Raw genomic sequence first — 15,491 nt, forward strand, 5'->3', positions numbered from 1 at the left:
ACCACTTCTTACGAAAAGCGACTAAAGCGTGTAGCTTCCTGTCTGAAGCCGGGGCCCGCTCGGCGACGACACGAGGATGTGCCATGACCGCGCCCCCACGCAAGCGATTCCACCCCTCAGGGGCGGTCGACGCATGAGTCTCCCCCTCCTCGGCGAGGACGCCCTCACGATCACGGCGGCAGGCTTCCACCTCGGCGCGAGTCTCCCGTGGATCCGCTCGCTCCCCCTCGCCAGCGTCACCGACCTCACCGTCTCGATCGACGAAGAGCCAGCCGATGTGCGGGTCATGGTGGACGGGCATCCCATCGATCCAACCGACCTTGCCTCCCAGTCCGGCTGGTGGTTCATCCAAGACCGCCTCGTTCTCGTCGGCGAGCGGATGCTGGACCCCGGCATCCATGAGGTGGCGGTCTCGTTCTCCCTGGTCGTCCCGTACCTGCAGGCGGGGCCCGCGGGCCCGCTCACCCTCCCGTTCGCGCACCTGGCTTCGCTGCAGACGGATGCCGCGGCATCCGTGTCCTCTCCGTCACCTCTCCGAGATCGGACGAATGCACGCATCTCGGATGCCGCGGCCGCTGCGGTCCGAACTCGGGAGAACAATCCGGTTCCGGCGCAGTCGCACACGCCCTGGACGGTCGGCGCGAGCGCCTTCAACTGGACACCCGAGGTGATCCGCGCCGACCGCTCCGCGCACGACATCGTTGCGGGCATCGTGACTGACGGCGTGGCCCAGGTCATCGAACTCGAGCCCGGACAGCTGTGGCGGTCGTACCCGGAGTCCACGGACGCCGAGGTCGACGGGCTGCGTTCGGACCTCGAGGCCGCCGGCGGATCTGTGAGCATCGTGGGAGCGAGCCTGGACGATTGGCTCCCCTCGGGCGAGCGTCGATCCGACGACCAGCGCCTCGCCTTCCTCGTCCCGCAGCTCCACGCCGCGCACCGGGTCGGCGCACAGGGCGTGCGGCTGCCGATCGGGCAGGCCGGCGAGCCCCTGCTGCGCCGCCTGCTCCCGACCCTCCACGAGCTGGACCTGCTGCTGTACGAAGAGATCCAGGGCCAGCAGGAACCCGACTCGCCCGCCGCGTCGGCGGCGATCGACACGATCGCGGCGATCGACGACGAGCACATCCGGCTGCTGGTCGACATCAGCATGCTCATGCCCGCGCTCCCGCTCAGCTATCTCGAGCGACTCCGGGGAGGCGGAGTCGATCCTGCCCTGCTCGACCGGCTCACCTCCGACTGGCGCGAGCGCGGCACCCAGGGTGCGGTGGTCGACTACCTGCGCTCGGGCGCGGTGCCGCCCGCGGTCCACACGCTGTATATGAACCTCCTGATTCGATTCGGACGATCGGATGCTGGGGCCCTGCGCGGCATCCTCCCCCTCGTCGGTGCCATCCATCTGAAGTTCTGGGATCTCGACGACCGCGACGAGCGGGTGTCCGCGCCGATCCGCGAACTCGGCGTCGAGCTGGAGCGCTCCGGCTTCTCGGGTCCGCTCACGAGCGAGTGGGGCGGCCACGAATGGCTCGATTCGGACCCCACGGAAACAACGCGGGCGCACCTCGCGCTCGCGCGCGCGGCCCTCGGCGACGCTGTGCTGCAGGGGGCACCCATGGCAGGAAGGGCGGAATGACCATGAGCGATGTGATGGACGTGCTGATCCTGTCGGGGCACATGACCCGCGAGCACGACAATGAGCACCGCAGCTTCCGCACGCACAACCAGTGGATCACGACGCTGCTCGAAGACACCGGGCGATTCCGGGTGCGCGTCGTCGAGGACCCGCGCGGGCTCGGGGCGGAGATCATCGACAAGTACGACGTGGTGATCGTCGTCTTCGAGGGTCGCGACGGCTATCACGAGAAGGCCGTCGGGTTCGGCGCCGAGACGGATGCCGCGCTGCTGCGCTTCGTGCACGACGAGGGCAAGGGCATCGTGTGGTTCCACGGGTCTGCGGCGCAGGAGGACGACTGGGGCTACCCCGAGGAGTACAACGTCATGCGCGGCGCCAAGCTCAGCGTGCCGACCGGTCTGCGCCCGCGACCGTGGGGCGAGGCGCTCCTGAGCATCGCGGAGCGCGGCCACCCGATCACCGACGGCATCGTCAAGCCGTGGACCGTGACCGGCGACGACATCCTCGTCGGCGTGGAGGTGTACGAGGGTGCGCAGGTGCTGCTCACGACGTTCGACGATCTGGAGTCGTACGAGAAGGCGCCTGTCTGGCCGATGTCGCACTACCCGGTCATGATCCCCGAGCAGGGCCTCGCGGGGATGCCCGGAATCAACACCGACCAGCCCATCGCGTGGATCAACGAGTACGGCGCCGGCCGCTCGTTCACGATCACGATCGGCCATGACATCGACACGTTCCGGCGCATCGAGTTCATCCGCATGTTCCCGCGCGGCGTCGAATGGGCGGCGACGGGCGAAGTGACGCTGCCGGGCCCGGATCGCCGCGGCGAGCGCCGGTTCCTCCCCTGGCCGTACTACAACCGGGAGGGCTGAGACGCTTTCACGGCCCGTGCTGCCGATGCCCCGCCTTGTGTACCGCACCCCCGCGGGTTGTGCAACCGCCTCGGCACGATCCGCGGGCGCGGGCAGGCTGTGGTGCGGAAAGGACCTCACCTATGAACAGCACCCTGAAGCCGGCGGCCCCATCGTCGAGACCGATGACACCGGCATCCAGCCGCTGCGCGACGGCGACACGTCGATGACCGCCGACCCGGCGGACGACCCGGCGCAGGCGGAGTGGGACCGGACGACTCTGCTGGACGAGGGCGCGTCCCCCGACGATCTGGATGGCAGGACGGCCACCGGAGCCGACCCCGACGAGATCGCTTCAGACGACGACGAGATCCCGTTCACCGATCTGCCGGACCCCGAGCTCCAGCCCGAGTCGCAGGGCGAGGATCCGCTGCTGGTCGAGCTGGGCGAGGACGGCGAGGGCGACCTGTCGCCCGAAGACCTGTGACGGCGCACAGCCGAAGCCGGATTCCGGATGCCGCGGCACCCGGAATCGGGCTTCGGTTCGCGCGTCTGAGCGGCTACTCCGTCTTCGTCGAGAACGCCGAGTCGAACGCGGCGGCGGGCGGAGTGATCGCGTTGAGGTTGCGGACGAAGGCGAGGGCCTCGGGTGCGCCGATCAGGCGATCCATGCCGGCATCCTCCCACTCCACACTCGTCGGCCCGTCGTAGCCGATCGCGTTCAGCGCTCGGAACAGCGGCTCCCAGCGCACCGCGCCGTGGCCGGTCGAGACGAACGTCCAGCCGCGCCGCGGGTCGGCCCAGGGCCGGTGCGACCCGAGCACGCCGTTGCGGCCGTCGAGGTTGGTGATCGATTCCTTCACGTGCACGTGGAAGATGTGGTCCGCGAAATCGAGCACGAAGGCCACGTAGTCGAGCTGCTGCCAGACGAAGTGCGACGGGTCGAAGTTGAACCCGAAGCTCTTCCGGTGCCCGATCGCCTCGAGCGTGTCCTTGGCGGTCCAGTAGTCGTAGGCGATCTCGGACGGGTGCACCTCGAGCCCGAACCGCACTCCGACCTCTTCGAACACGTCCAGGATCGGGTTCCACCGGTCGGCGAAGTCCTGATACCCGGCGGCGATCCACTCGTCCGAGGCGGGCGGGAACATCGCCACCGCCTTCCAGATCGACGACCCGGTGAAGCCGTTCACCTGCTTCACACCCAGGCTCCTCGCCATCCGCGCGGTGTTCTTCATGTCCTCCGCGGCGCGCTGACGGACCCCCTCGGGGTCGCCGTCGCCCCACACCCGGTCCGAGAGGATGTCTCGATGGCGCGCGTCGATCGGGTCATCGCAGACCGCCTGACCGGTCAGATGATTCGAGATCGCGTACACCTTCAGGCCGTTGCGCTCCAGGATCTCGAGACGGGACTGGATATACCCCTCGTCATCCCACAGCGACACATCGAGATGATCGCCCCAGCAGGCGATCTCGAGACCGTCATAGCCCCATTCGCCCGCCAGCCGGGCGACCTCCTCGAAGGGAAGATCGGCCCACTGGCCCGTGAACAGCGTGATCGGACGCGACATCATGAATCTCCTATCGGGTGGTGGGCGCGTCGATGGGCACCCAGCGCGAGTCGTTCGCCGAGCTCTGCTCGACGGCGGCCAGGACCCGCTGCACGCTGAGTCCTTCCGCGAAGGTCGGGTGCGGGTCGGTGCCCGCGGCGATGCCCTCGACGAGGTCCTTCGCCTGGTGCACGAATCCGTGCTCGTAGCCGAGCATGTGTCCCGGCGGCCACCAGGCCGACACGTAGGGGTGCGTGGACTCGGTCACGAGGATCTTGGTGAATCCCTGCCGGTCCTCGGGTGCGGTGCGGTCGTAGAACTGCAGGGCGTTCAGATCCTCGAGGTCGAAGAAGAGGGCGCCCTTGTCGCCCGAGATCTCGACGGTGAGCCCGTTCTTGCGACCCGTCGCGAACCGGGTGGCCTCGAACGATGCGAGCGCGCCGCCGTCGAGCCGCCCGGTGAAGATCGCGACGTCGTCGACGGTGACCTCGCCGAAGCCCTCGGCCGCCGTGCCGCTCAGGCCTGATCCCGAGCCGAGGAGAGGGCGCTCTTTGACGATGGTCTCGACGACACCCGACACCGAGGTCACCGACTGCCCGGTGACGAACTGCACCATGTCGATGATGTGCGCGCCGATGTCGCCGAGCGCGCCCGAGCCGGCGTGCTCCTTCTGCAGCCGCCATGCCAGGGGCATCTGCGGGTCGACGAGCCAGTCCTGCCGGTACGCGGCCCGCACCTGCTGAACGCTCCCGACAACCCCTTGCGCGATCAGGTCGCGGAGGAAGGTCACCGCCGGCACCCGCCGGTAGGTGAACCCGACGACCGCCCGCTGCCCGCGCTGATGCGCCTGCTCGGCCGCTGCCAGCATCCGCTCAGCTTCCTCGACGGTGTTGGCGAGGGGCTTCTCGCACAGCACGTGCTTGCCCGCCTCGAGGGCCGCGATCGCGATCTCGGCGTGCGAGTCGCCGGGGGTGACGATGTCGACGATGTCGATGTCGTCGCGCGCGATCACCTCACGCCAGTCGGTAGCCGACTCCGCCCACCCCCACTTGTCAGCGGCGGCGGCGACAGCATCCGGATTCCGACCGACGATCACCGCCATCTCGACCGCGGCGGGCAGATCGAACACCCGCGGGGCCTGACGCCAGCCCACCGAGTGCGCGCCGCCCATGAACCCGTAGCCGATCATGGCGACGCGGAGCGTTTGGGTCACGTGCTTCCTCCTCCAGAGATGATGCCGCGGGGCGCCCGCCGTGTCGACGGGCGCCCCGCGATCCGTCGCTTACTCGAACGCGAGATCGATGTACTGGTCGACGTTGTCCTTCGTCACGACCGGTGCATCCAGCACGATCCGGTTCGGGATGCTGGGCGTGACCAGGTCGCTCATCGTCTTGCTCTGCGCGATGAGGCGCGCGAGCGCCACGCCGTCGGCGGCCTGCGTCGACGGGTAGATGACCGTCGCCTTGAGCACCGTGTTGTCGGCCTTGATGGCTTCCATCGCGGACTTGCTGCCCGCGCCGCCCATCATGAAGAACTCGTCACGGCCGGCCGAGTCGATGGCCGCCAGGACGCCGATGCCCTGGTCGTCGTCGTGGTTCCAGATCGCGTCGATCTTCGGGTTGGCCGACAGCAGCTGGGATGCGGCAGCCTCGCCGCCTGCGACGGTGAAGTCGGCCGCCACCCGGGCGCTGACCTCCAGCCCGCAGTCGTCGAGTGCATCCGCGAAGCCCTCCGAGCGGTCCTGGGTGAGCGGCAGGGAGTCGATGCCGGCGATCTCGGCGACGATCGCGTCGGGGTTGTCGCCGAGCTGGTCGCAGATGTACGTGCCGGCGCTGACGCCCATGCCGTAGTTGTCGCCGAGGATCGTCGCGCGTGCCGCGAACGGGCTCGAGAACTCCCGGTCGACATTGATGACCGGGATGCCGGCCTCCATCGCCTTGATCGCGGCTTCGGTGAGGGCGGCGCCATCCGTCGGGAGGAGCACGATGGCGTCGACACCCTGGTTGACGAAGGTCTCGACCGCGGCGATCTGTGCGATCGGGTCGTTCGTGCCCTCGGCGGTCTGGAGGTCCACGTCGTCGAAGCTGTCGGCTGCTGCCTGGGCGCCCGAGTTGATGGCACCCAGCCAGCCGTGGTCGGCCGCGGGGCCGGAGAACCCGATGACGACGGTGTCGCCCGATGAGGCGTTCTCGTCTTTCGTGGTCCCCTGGTCGACGGTGCTCTCTTCGGCCCCGGATCCGGTGCAGCCGGCCAGCAGTCCGACGGCGGCGATGACCGCGACTCCGGTGAGAACCAGTCGGCTGCGTGAGCTGAGATGTGAGCGCATGTGTATTCCTCCTTGAATGTGATGCACGACGCAGCGCGTCCGAAGGTGACGCTGTTCACACCCGAGGGGTCCACGCTGACCGACTCACCGTAGCAGAAGGACGCCTTTGCACATCAGCTTTTGCCGTGGAGTCGTCGTAAGTCGCGTCTCTTGCCTCTCGGCTGAATTTCCGCGCTTCAGGAGAGGAGCCGGCATCCCGAATCCGTGCCATGTGGACGTCGAGACCCCTCGGAGCCGGCGCCTTCGTCGTGTAGTGTTCGGCACGTGATCAAAGATGACCATGGATCGGCATTACTCGCCGTTCGCGGAGTGACGAAGTCCTTCTCGGGCGTGCACGCTTTGCGGGGCGTCGACCTCGAGGTGCTCCCCGGCGAAGTGCACTGCATCCTCGGGCAGAACGGTGCCGGCAAGTCCACGCTGATCAAGGTGCTGGCCGGCGTCCACCGGCCCGACGACGGCGAGATCACCTGGTCGGGAGAGCGGGTCGAGATTCCGACGCCGGAGGCGGCGATCGAGCTCGGCATCGCGACGATGTACCAGGAACTCGACGTCGTCGACGGCCTGACGATCGCGGAGAACATCTTCCTCGGGCACGAGCTGGCGACCGGCGGCTTCACCCGCCGCGCCGAGGCTGCCCGGCGCACCCGCGAACTGCTCGGCCGGCTCGGCCACGCCAACCTGTCCCCCAATGCGGACGTCGGCCAGCTGAGCGCGGCCAACAAGCAGATCGTCAGCATGGCCCGCGCCCTGTCGCACGACATCAAGCTGATCATCATGGACGAGCCCTCGGCCGTGCTCGACACGGAGGAGGTGAAGAACCTCTTCCACGTCGTGAAGGAGCTGACCTCGGCCGGGATCGCGGTGGTCTACATCACGCACCGGCTGGAGGAGATCCGACAGATCGGGGATCGCATCACGGTGCTCAAGGACGGCCGATCGATGGCGAGCGGCCTCCCGGTCGCCGACACGGCCAGGGGCGACCTCATCCGGCTCATGACCGGTCGCACGGTAGAGAACGTCTTCCCGCCGGCCGTGCCGGTGGCGCCCGATTCGCCCGTCGTCCTCGAAGTCGAAGGTCTCGGCCTTGCCGGAGTCTTCGAGGACGTCTCTTTCGCGGTTCGTGCGGGCGAGGTGGTCGGGCTCGCCGGGCTCGTCGGCTCGGGTCGATCCGAGATCCTCGAGACCGTCTACGGTGCCCGCCGATCGACGAGCGGAAGCGTGCGCGTCGCCGGAAAGACACTCAGGCGGGGCTCGGTCGTGTCGGCCGTCGATGCCGGCATGGGGCTGACCCCCGAGGAGCGCAAGAGCCAGGGGCTCGTGCTCGACGAGCCGATCTTCGTCAACGTCACGCTCTCGTCCCTCTCCCGCCACGCGAAGGGCGGCTTCCTCGACGAGCGAGCCGAACGCGCGGTCGCCCGCGAGCAGATCGAAGCACTGGAACTGCGGCCCGCCGATCCCGACCGGCCCGCGGCGACGCTCTCGGGCGGCAACCAGCAGAAGATCCTGCTCGCCCGCTGGCTGGTCCACGGGACGCGGGTGCTGCTTCTCGACGAGCCGACCCGCGGTGTCGACGTCGGCGCCCGCGCGGAGATCTACGGACTGATCCGGCGCCTCGCCGCAGCGGGAAACGCCATCGTGGTCGTCTCGAGCGAGATCGAGGAGGTCCTCGGCCTCGCCGACACCGTGCTCGTCGTCTCCGACGGACGCGTGCTGCAGACCCTTCCCGCCTCAGAGATCGATGAGCACGGAGTGCTCGACCTCGTCATGAAAGGAACCGCCGCGTGAGCGAGCAGACATCCCCCGGCACCGAGGCGAGCCAGGTCGCGCCGCCCCCGTCGCGCGACTCCGAGAAGACGGGATTCCAGCGATTCATGTCCGGGTCGGTGGGACGCAACCTGGGCCTGGTCCTCGCACTCGTCCTGATCGTCATCGTCGGCGCGATCACCGCCCCCGATACGTTCACGAGCCTCAGCAACGTGCTCACGATCCTCCGGCAGGCGTCGATCATCGGCGTCATCAGCATCGGCATGACGCTCGTGATCATCGCGGGCGGCATCGATCTGTCGGTCGGGTCCGTGATGGGCCTCGCCTCGGTCGTCGCGACTCTCACCGTCATCCAGGATGCCGTCGTCAGCACCCACTGGATCCTGATGGTCGTCATCGCCCTCGCCGTCGGCATCGCGGCCGGCCTCATCAACGGCGTCGTCATCGCCTACGGCAACGTCGTCGCGTTCATGGCCACCCTGGCGATGCTCGTCGCGGCGAGAGGCCTCGCGGAGATCCTCGCCAACAAGCGCACGCTCCAGGTGAAGGACCGCGGGTTCATCGAGTTCATGAACGCCGACCTCATCGGCGTCGACGTCCTCATCTGGATCTTCGCGATCGTGGCGGCCCTCGGCTGGGTCCTCCTCAACCGCACGACCTTCGGCCGGCGCACGGTCGCCATCGGCGGCAACCGCGAGGCCTCCCGCCTCGCGGGCATCAACGTGCGACGCCACACGATGTGGCTCTACGCGCTGAGCGGGCTCGCGGCCGGCATCGCCGCCGTCATGATCCTCGGAAGGACGACAGCCGGCACCTCGACGCACGGGCAGCTCTACGAGCTCGATGCGATCGCGGCCGTGGTCGTGGGCGGCACGCTGCTCGTCGGCGGGCGGGGCACGATCACCGGCACGGTATTCGGCGTGCTGATCTTCGCCACCCTCTCCAATGTCTTCGTGCAGAACAACCTGTCGTCCTCGGTGCAGGCCGTCGCGAAGGGCATCATCATCGTGATCGCGGTGCTGCTGCAGCAGCGCTTCGCCAAGCCGGCCGGCCGAGCGACCTGACGGTCGTCTGATTGACTGAGCCGTGACCACTCTCCCCTCGGAGACCCCACCCGTCGGCACGAGCGCCATGGAGCTGTTCCAGCTCCTTCGAGACGGTGTGCCGCGCACGCGCGCGGAGCTCGCGAAGTCGACCGGGCTCGCGCGCTCGACGGTGGCGGCGCGGGTGGACGAGCTGATGCGGGTCGGGCTCATCGCGCCTGTCGCCGAGGCCGTCTCGACGGGCGGCCGGCCGTCCTCGCTGTTCGCGCTCAACCCGAGAGCGCGCGTCGTCGTGGCCGCCGATATCGGCGCGTCCCATGCGACCGTCGCCATCATCGATCTCACCGGGGCGATCCTCGCGGAGCGGAGTGAGCCGCTCGACATCGCGCTGGGTCCCGAGATCGTGCTGACGTGGGTCGTCGACGCGGCGGCTGCGCTGCTGGCCGAGAGCGGGCACGAGGCCAAGGCGCTCGTCGCGATGGGCATCGGCGTGCCCGGCCCGGTCGAGCACTCCACCGGCCAGCCGGTGAACCCGCCGATCATGCCGGGCTGGGATCGCTTCGACGTGCCGGGCTGGGTGCAGCAGCACCTGCAGGTTCCGGTGCTCGTCGACAACGACGTCAACATCATGGCGCTCGGGGAGCGGGCGGCCGCCTGGCCGGCGGCATCCCATCTCATGTTCGTGAAGATCGCGACCGGCATCGGCTGCGGCGTGATCTCGGGCGGCCTTCTGCAGCGCGGCGCGCAGGGGGTCGCCGGTGACATCGGCCACGTGCGCGTCGCTCGCGGATCGACGGTGCCCTGCCACTGCGGCAATCTCGGCTGTCTCGAGGCGCTCGCCTCGGGACCGGCCATCGCGCGCACGCTCCGCGAGCAGGGACTTCCGGCTGAGAACGGCAACGACGTCGTCGCGCTCGTGAAGAACGGCAACATCGACGCCATCCAGGCGGTGCGTCAGGCCGGCCGTGACATCGGCGAGGTGCTGACGGCGTGCGTGAGCATCATGAACCCCTCGGTCATCGCGCTCGGCGGCTCGATGGCGCGGGTCGGCGAGCACCTCATCGCCGGGGTGCGCGAGGTCGTCTACACCCGGTCCATGCCCCTGGCCACCGAGCACCTGTCGATCGTGCAGTCCTCGGTCGCGGAGAACGCGGGAGTCGTGGGCGCCGGGATGCTGGCGATCGAGTACGCGCTCTCGCCCGAGGCGTTCCACTCCCTGGCGGGCTGAGCGCGCCGGTGATGGCGCGGCTGGTCACCACGGGCTGCCGGGTCGGAACTCTCGGACAATGTCGGAGATTCTGCCGGGATTTCTCCGACGTTGTCCCTATTCACCGACCCAACGCCCGAGTCGGCTGCCCAAGCCGAGTCAGTGGCGCGAAGCGTCGAGCGGCGCGAGGGCGCCGGTGCGCACCCACCCCGAGTCGTTCGCCGAGCTCTCCTCGACGGCCGCGAGCACGCGCTGCACCGAGAGGCCCTCTTCGAACGACGGATGCGGATCAGCGCCCTCGGCGATCGCGGTCACGAGGTCGACGACCTGGTGACTGAACCCGTGCTCGTAGCCGAGCATGTGCCCGGCGGGCCACCACGCTGCGACATAGGGATGCTGCGCCTCGGTGACCAGGATCTTGGTGAAGCCCTGGCGGTCGTCGGGGGCCGTGCGGTCGCAGAACTGCAGGCTGTTGAGGTCCTCGAGGTCGAAAGCGAGGGCGCCCTTGTCGCCGGAGACCTCGATGGTGAGGGCGTTCTTGCGCCCCGTCGCGAACCGGGTGGCTTCGAACGACACGAGTGCGCCGTCGGAGAGCCGGCCGGTGAACAGCGCGAGATCGTCGACGGTCACCTGGCCGTAGCCTTCCGCCGCCGTACCCGAGAGGCCCGATCCCGAGCCCAGCAGCGGTCGCTCCTTCACGATCGTGTCGATCGTGCCCGAGATCGCCTCGACGTTCTGGCCGGTCACGAACTGCGTCATGTCGATGATGTGCGCGCCGATGTCCCCGAGCGCACCAGAACCTGCGTGCTCCTTCTGCAGCCGCCAGGCGAGCGGCATCTGCGGGTCGACGAGCCAGTCCTGCCGGTACGCGGCGCGCACCTGCTGCACCGTCCCCACGACGCCTTGGGCGATGAGGTCGCGAAGGAAGGTCACCGCGGGAACCCGGCGGTAGGTGAAGCCGACCATCGAGCGGATGCCGCGCTCGGCGGCGCGGGCTGCGGCATCCGCCATCGCCTCGGCCTCTGCAACGGTGTTCGCGAGCGGCTTCTCGACCAGGACGTGCTTGCCGGCATCCAGTGCGGCGATCGCGATCTCGGCGTGCGAGTCGCCGGGGGTGACGATGTCGACGATGTCGATGTCGTCCCGCGCGATCACCTCACGCCAATCGGTGGCCGACTCCGCCCACCCCCACTTCTCAGCGGCGGCGGCGACAGCATCCGGATTCCGACCGACGATCACCGCCATCTCGACCGCCTCGGGGAGGTCGAACATGCGCGGCGCCTGACGCCAGCCGACGGAGTGCGTGGCGCCCATGAACCCGTAGCCGATCATCGCGACGCGGAGCGGGGCCCGCTCGGTCATGCCAGCACGACCTCGCGCTCGACGGGGACGCGGTTCGTCACGTACCGGCCGGGGCCGCCGTCGGCGCCGGCCATGATCTGCATGTACAGCAGGCGCATCGTGAGCACGACCTCCACCGTCAGCTTCTCGCCTGCCGCGGGGGCGTGATCCAGTGGAATCACGACCTCCGGCTTGTCGGCGACGAACCAGAGCGTCTCGGACTGCTCGGGCAGCTCCTCGATCCGGTAGCTCGTGCCGTTCAGCGCGAAGCGCAGCTCGTCCTTCGGCACCTCGATGCCGTTGACGGATGCGGCCACATCATCGACCGCCGACAGCCAGAGGCTCCGGTACCAGGGAAGCTGCACCGAGACGGCGATGCCGTCGTCCGTGCGGCGAACGTCCTTCTCGGAGAAGAGGGAATTGTGGGTGGCCATCGCGGGCTCCTCTTGGGGCAGTGGGATCAGTGGAAGGTGTCGGTGAACGTGTCGTGCGGCACCGGCGGAACCGGCTCGAGCTTCTGCACGGTCTCGGGGCTGTACGGGTGGTTCTTCGAGGGCACCGGGCCGTCGGCAGGCGGCATGAAGACGGGCTTGCCGTCGTCGCCGAAGTACATGAGATCGAGGTCGAACGCGCCCTGGTTCTTCAGCCCGAAGCTGATCCAGTTCTCCTCGAACGGCGCACGTGCCAGTTCGTAGCAGCGGAACTTCCAGATCTTCCACTCGCCGTCCTGCTTGAGGAAGTCGATCGCGTACTTGCACCAGACCCAGTGCGCCCAGACCTTCTTGCCCAGCACCTCGCCCGCCGAGTACATGTCGGGGAACTCCTTGGCGACCTCGGGGTCGGTGAGGCCCGACTCGGTGCCCGCCATGAGCCAGACGCCCTTGGCCGTCTTGCCGTCGGCGGCGACCTCGACGACCGGTGTGGTGGTCGCGTGAAGGATCAGCTTGCCCTCCGGCGAGGGGCGACCCTGGTGGTACCGGATCACGCTGTCGTACTCGGTGTACTCCCCGGCGTTCGTGTACCGGGCGCGGATTCCTTCGGTGCCCCGCTTCACCCACAGCGGGATGATCTGCTCGTCCTGGAAGGCGTTGTGCAGGTACATGTAGCGGTTGAACACGTTCTCGACCGCGCCGCGGTCGTGCGCACGCTGGGCGAGGCCGCGGACGGCCGCGACCTCCTCGCGGAGGGTCGCCAGTTCAGCCTGGAGTTCGGCGACGGATGCCGTTGCGATCGTGTCAGACACTCGCGTTCTCCTTTGCCGCGACCGTGTCCTCGATGGCCTTGCGCATGAGGCTGTGCTGCTTCTTCACGAGGTCGATCGGGTCGGCCTCCCCGAGGTCGGAGAAGGCGTGGCCCTCCCACTCGCTGGAGAGGTAGCCCTGGTAGCCGCCTTCGACGAACTGGCGCACGATGCGCGGGATGTCCATCGCCGGCTCCTCGCCGTCGGCGCCGATGTCGTAGAACTTGGCGTGCACGTGGAAGATCTGCGGCATGATGTCGAGCCACTCCTCCGGGGGCACGAGCCCGTGCATGTTGAACGCGAGGCGCGTGAACGGGCCGAAGCGCAGCGGATCCACGCCCTCGCCCGAGAGGTAGTCCTCGAATTTCTGGTTGCGGACGTGCATGGGTGTCGGCTCGTGCCAGATCTCGTCCATGACCGGGAAGTGCTTCTCGTCCATGCCCATCTGGCCGAGCGTGCGCAGCAGCGTCGGCGACAGGGAGTGCATCGTCGAGGAGAAGTCGGCCGTGAAGCCGAGCCGCTCGGACTGCAGCTCGTCGTACATCTCGCGCATCTGCAGCACCTGGGGGTTGTTCGGCCCCGACGGCGCGTGGATCTCGTAGCCGAGGTACTGGTCGTACTTCTCGGCGAGGGGCAGGAGGCTGCGCAGCAGCTCCTTGCCGTGCGAGCGGATCACGACCTTCTTGAACCCGAGGGTGTGCGCGGTCTTCAGCTGACGGGCGAGGAAGTCGTGCTCCTCGTCGGGCGTCATGTCGCGGTCCTTTCGCCGCCCCATGTCGAGGTTCGTGCCGACGGCGCTCGCCTCGAGTCCGTACCTCTCGAGCGAGTCGAACCACAGCTTCACGAAGGCGTCATCGACGTCGGGATACGTGCGCAGCAGCTGGGCGATGTTGAACTCCACACCGGGGCCGATGCCCTCCTCCGCGACGGCGGCGATCAGCGTCTCAGGCGTGTACAGCCCCGCCGCGAACTCGCTCGTCATCGAATAGAGGGTCGTTCCGAGTTTGATGCCGGTTCCGGCGATGCCGTCGCTCATGCTCCTGCTCCTTCTCTCGCGGGCAGCCAGGCGCCGAGCTGTGCCCGCGCCTCTGCCAGATCGGTGACCATGCGCGAGCCGGCGTCGGCGGCGGCGGAGCGCTGCACGGCCTGCTCGGCGCGGATGATGTCGAACGGGGACTCCCAGTGGTTCCAATGCCAGCCCTCGTACTCGCTGGAGATGGCGCCCCTGTAGCCGTTCTCCACCAGGAGCTTCACGAGGTCGCGAACAGGAACCGACGGCTCTTCGCCGTTCTCGTCGATGCCGAAGAACTTGCCGTGCACGTGCTTGATCCACGGCGCGATCGCGAGCCAGTCGTCCACGCGGGCCGGACCGAAGAGGCCCGTGCCGTTGATGCCGAAGTCGATGCCGAGGTCGGGGCGCCCGTTGCGGGCCGCCAACCCGATGAACGATCCGAAGCGCTGGCCGTGCTCGGCCTGATCTGCCGGCGGTCCCTGCTCGTAGTAGGTGTTCCACAGGTCGACGACCTGTCCGAGCAGCTCCTCGGACGCACCGCGCCGCCGGTAGGCCTCGATCAGCGAAGGGGCGAAGCCCGACACGGTCGCTCCCCAATCCATCGTGAACCCGAGGAACGGCGACCCGACCTTCTCATACCGGTCGCGGAGCGCCAGGATGCGGGGGTGCGAGGCGTACTGGTCGGCGTGCACCTCGAGGGCGAGGGTCACGCCGTGCTCCTCCGCGATCGGCGCGAGCGCCTCCATCGAGTCCGGCTCGATCGAGATCTGCACGCGCGCGATCGGGAAGCCGAGCTTCGCCGCCGCCTTGATCTGGCGCGTCATGTACTCGATCAGCTCGTCCTGGTTCAGCAGGCGATCGCGGTGGATGCCGATATCGGCGTTCACCGCGAGCGAGGTCGTGACGAGTCCCACCTCGTCGACGAGGTCGCGGAACCAGCCCGCGTACGCGTCGTCGATCTCGGGGAAGCCGCGGAAGCTCGAGAAGCCGATGATCTCCAGCCCCGGACCGTACCCTTCGGCAGCGGTCTTGCGGATCAGACCCTCGAGGTCGTACTCGCGCGCGTGGAACGCGCGGGTGAAGCTGTAGAGAGTGACGCCCTGGATGGGCGAACCGAGCTCAGTCATGCTGCGACCGCCTTCATGGTTTTGGTGTCGTTCTCTTCGATGTGCAGCGTCTCCGTGTCGGAGACGATGATGTACGGGATGTACAGGATGAGGTCCACCCGCACGTCGTGCTCGGCATCCGGATCGACCGGAAGGTCACCCGAGAGCACGGCCGAATCGGTGGGGAACCACCACTCCTCGATGTTCGTGCGGAGGTCGTCGAACGAGAACTCGCGGCCGTTCATGGTCCAGCGCAGCGATTCGGCCGGCGCCTCGACGCCGTCGACGGTCAGCTTGGCGCCGGCGATGCACGATCCGGGCAGCGCGCGGTACCACGGCAGCCGGACCTCGACCGCGGTGCGCGATCCATCGGTCGTGAGCGTTCCCTGCTCGATGATGCGATCGGGGATCACGAGAACCT

Annotated in this window: 15 protein-coding genes; 6 read left to right on the plus strand and 9 right to left on the minus strand. The window is 68.4% G+C overall.

Features of this window, described 5'->3' with window-relative positions; genetic code table 11:
• The first annotated feature begins 133 nt into the window (after nucleotides 1-133).
• From AC1DP3_RS00945 to AC1DP3_RS00955, 3 genes are read left to right on the plus strand one after another with little or no spacing between them, the layout of a single operon-like run.
• The gene (locus AC1DP3_RS00945) at nucleotides 134-1,633 is read left to right on the plus strand and encodes a hypothetical protein (protein WP_477290361.1); all 1,500 of its coding nucleotides are present in this window, start codon (nucleotides 134-136) and stop codon (nucleotides 1,631-1,633) included.
• Nucleotides 1,630-2,505: a ThuA domain-containing protein gene (locus AC1DP3_RS00950; protein WP_477290363.1), complete on the plus strand. Its 876-nt coding sequence runs from the start codon at nucleotides 1,630-1,632 to the stop codon at nucleotides 2,503-2,505. The genes AC1DP3_RS00945 and AC1DP3_RS00950 overlap by 4 nt, the downstream gene beginning before the upstream one ends.
• Nucleotides 2,506-2,530: 25 nt before the next feature.
• Nucleotides 2,531-2,971, plus strand: a complete 441-nt coding sequence (locus AC1DP3_RS00955; RefSeq protein ID WP_477290365.1) for a sugar ABC transporter ATPase — start codon at nucleotides 2,531-2,533, stop codon at nucleotides 2,969-2,971.
• A 73-nt stretch (nucleotides 2,972-3,044) separates the two neighbouring features.
• Here the strand turns inward: AC1DP3_RS00955 and AC1DP3_RS00960 are convergent, their stop codons facing one another.
• From AC1DP3_RS00960 to AC1DP3_RS00970, 3 genes are all read right to left on the minus strand, one after another.
• Nucleotides 3,045-4,052 (minus strand): sugar phosphate isomerase/epimerase family protein, encoded by a 1,008-nt coding sequence (locus AC1DP3_RS00960; protein ID WP_477290367.1) that lies wholly within the window; start codon nucleotides 4,050-4,052, stop codon nucleotides 3,045-3,047.
• 10 nt (nucleotides 4,053-4,062) lie between these two features.
• Entirely contained in the window at nucleotides 4,063-5,220 is a 1,158-nt protein-coding gene (locus AC1DP3_RS00965) for a Gfo/Idh/MocA family protein (RefSeq protein WP_477290720.1), read from the minus strand.
• A gap of 93 nt (nucleotides 5,221-5,313) precedes the next feature.
• Nucleotides 5,314-6,357, minus strand: a complete 1,044-nt coding sequence (locus tag AC1DP3_RS00970) for a substrate-binding domain-containing protein (protein WP_477290369.1) — start codon at nucleotides 6,355-6,357, stop codon at nucleotides 5,314-5,316.
• Between the two features lie 309 nt (nucleotides 6,358-6,666).
• Between AC1DP3_RS00970 and AC1DP3_RS00975 the strand changes: the two genes are divergently transcribed.
• The 3 genes from AC1DP3_RS00975 (at nucleotide 6,667) to AC1DP3_RS00985 (ending at nucleotide 10,392) form a co-directional block, all read left to right on the plus strand.
• Complete coding sequence (locus AC1DP3_RS00975) at nucleotides 6,667-8,142, plus strand: sugar ABC transporter ATP-binding protein (RefSeq protein ID WP_477290722.1); 1,476 nt, start codon at nucleotides 6,667-6,669, stop codon at nucleotides 8,140-8,142.
• A complete protein-coding gene (locus AC1DP3_RS00980) occupies nucleotides 8,139-9,185 on the plus strand; it encodes an ABC transporter permease (RefSeq protein ID WP_477290371.1) in 1,047 nt (348 codons plus the stop codon). The genes AC1DP3_RS00975 and AC1DP3_RS00980 overlap by 4 nt, the downstream gene beginning before the upstream one ends.
• A gap of 67 nt (nucleotides 9,186-9,252) precedes the next feature.
• Nucleotides 9,253-10,392, plus strand: a complete 1,140-nt coding sequence (locus AC1DP3_RS00985) for an ROK family protein (RefSeq protein ID WP_477290724.1) — start codon at nucleotides 9,253-9,255, stop codon at nucleotides 10,390-10,392.
• A 138-nt stretch (nucleotides 10,393-10,530) separates the two neighbouring features.
• Here AC1DP3_RS00985 and AC1DP3_RS00990 read toward each other — a convergent pair whose 3' ends face one another.
• From AC1DP3_RS00990 to AC1DP3_RS01015, 6 genes are read right to left on the minus strand one after another with little or no spacing between them, the layout of a single operon-like run.
• Nucleotides 10,531-11,733 (minus strand): Gfo/Idh/MocA family protein, encoded by a 1,203-nt coding sequence (locus AC1DP3_RS00990; RefSeq protein WP_477290373.1) that lies wholly within the window; start codon nucleotides 11,731-11,733, stop codon nucleotides 10,531-10,533.
• Nucleotides 11,730-12,146: a C-glycoside deglycosidase beta subunit domain-containing protein gene (locus tag AC1DP3_RS00995; protein ID WP_477290375.1), complete on the minus strand. Its 417-nt coding sequence runs from the start codon at nucleotides 12,144-12,146 to the stop codon at nucleotides 11,730-11,732. Before AC1DP3_RS00995 ends, AC1DP3_RS00990 begins: the two co-directional genes overlap by 4 nt.
• Nucleotides 12,147-12,172: 26 nt before the next feature.
• Nucleotides 12,173-12,955 (minus strand): nuclear transport factor 2 family protein, encoded by a 783-nt coding sequence (locus AC1DP3_RS01000; protein ID WP_477290377.1) that lies wholly within the window; start codon nucleotides 12,953-12,955, stop codon nucleotides 12,173-12,175.
• Nucleotides 12,948-13,988, minus strand: coding sequence for a sugar phosphate isomerase/epimerase family protein (locus tag AC1DP3_RS01005; RefSeq protein WP_477290379.1), 1,041 nt, complete (start codon nucleotides 13,986-13,988; stop codon nucleotides 12,948-12,950). The genes AC1DP3_RS01000 and AC1DP3_RS01005 overlap by 8 nt, the downstream gene beginning before the upstream one ends.
• Nucleotides 13,985-15,091: a sugar phosphate isomerase/epimerase family protein gene (locus tag AC1DP3_RS01010; protein WP_477290381.1), complete on the minus strand. Its 1,107-nt coding sequence runs from the start codon at nucleotides 15,089-15,091 to the stop codon at nucleotides 13,985-13,987. The genes AC1DP3_RS01005 and AC1DP3_RS01010 overlap by 4 nt, the downstream gene beginning before the upstream one ends.
• Nucleotides 15,088-15,483, minus strand: coding sequence for a C-glycoside deglycosidase beta subunit domain-containing protein (locus AC1DP3_RS01015; RefSeq protein WP_477290383.1), 396 nt, complete (start codon nucleotides 15,481-15,483; stop codon nucleotides 15,088-15,090). The genes AC1DP3_RS01010 and AC1DP3_RS01015 overlap by 4 nt, the downstream gene beginning before the upstream one ends.
• Between the last annotated feature and the right edge of the window lie 8 nt (nucleotides 15,484-15,491).

The organism is Microbacterium sp. P5_B6, from assembly GCF_056400345.1.

Coding starts and splice junctions, on each gene's coding strand:
- AC1DP3_RS00945 (WP_477290361.1), top strand. CDS start 134: ATGAGTCTCCCCCTCCTCGGCGAGGACGCCCTCACGATCACGGCGGCA.
- AC1DP3_RS00950 (WP_477290363.1), top strand. CDS start 1,630: ATGACCATGAGCGATGTGATGGACGTGCTGATCCTGTCGGGGCACATG.
- AC1DP3_RS00955 (WP_477290365.1), top strand. CDS start 2,531: ATGCCCCGCCTTGTGTACCGCACCCCCGCGGGTTGTGCAACCGCCTCG.
- AC1DP3_RS00960 (WP_477290367.1), bottom strand. CDS start 4,052: ATGTCGCGTCCGATCACGCTGTTCACGGGCCAGTGGGCCGATCTTCCC.
- AC1DP3_RS00965 (WP_477290720.1), bottom strand. CDS start 5,220: ATGATCGGCTACGGGTTCATGGGCGGCGCGCACTCGGTGGGCTGGCGT.
- AC1DP3_RS00970 (WP_477290369.1), bottom strand. CDS start 6,357: ATGCGCTCACATCTCAGCTCACGCAGCCGACTGGTTCTCACCGGAGTC.
- AC1DP3_RS00985 (WP_477290724.1), top strand. CDS start 9,253: ATGGAGCTGTTCCAGCTCCTTCGAGACGGTGTGCCGCGCACGCGCGCG.
- AC1DP3_RS00990 (WP_477290373.1), bottom strand. CDS start 11,733: ATGACCGAGCGGGCCCCGCTCCGCGTCGCGATGATCGGCTACGGGTTC.
- AC1DP3_RS00995 (WP_477290375.1), bottom strand. CDS start 12,146: ATGGCCACCCACAATTCCCTCTTCTCCGAGAAGGACGTTCGCCGCACG.
- AC1DP3_RS01005 (WP_477290379.1), bottom strand. CDS start 13,988: ATGAGCGACGGCATCGCCGGAACCGGCATCAAACTCGGAACGACCCTC.
- AC1DP3_RS01010 (WP_477290381.1), bottom strand. CDS start 15,091: ATGACTGAGCTCGGTTCGCCCATCCAGGGCGTCACTCTCTACAGCTTC.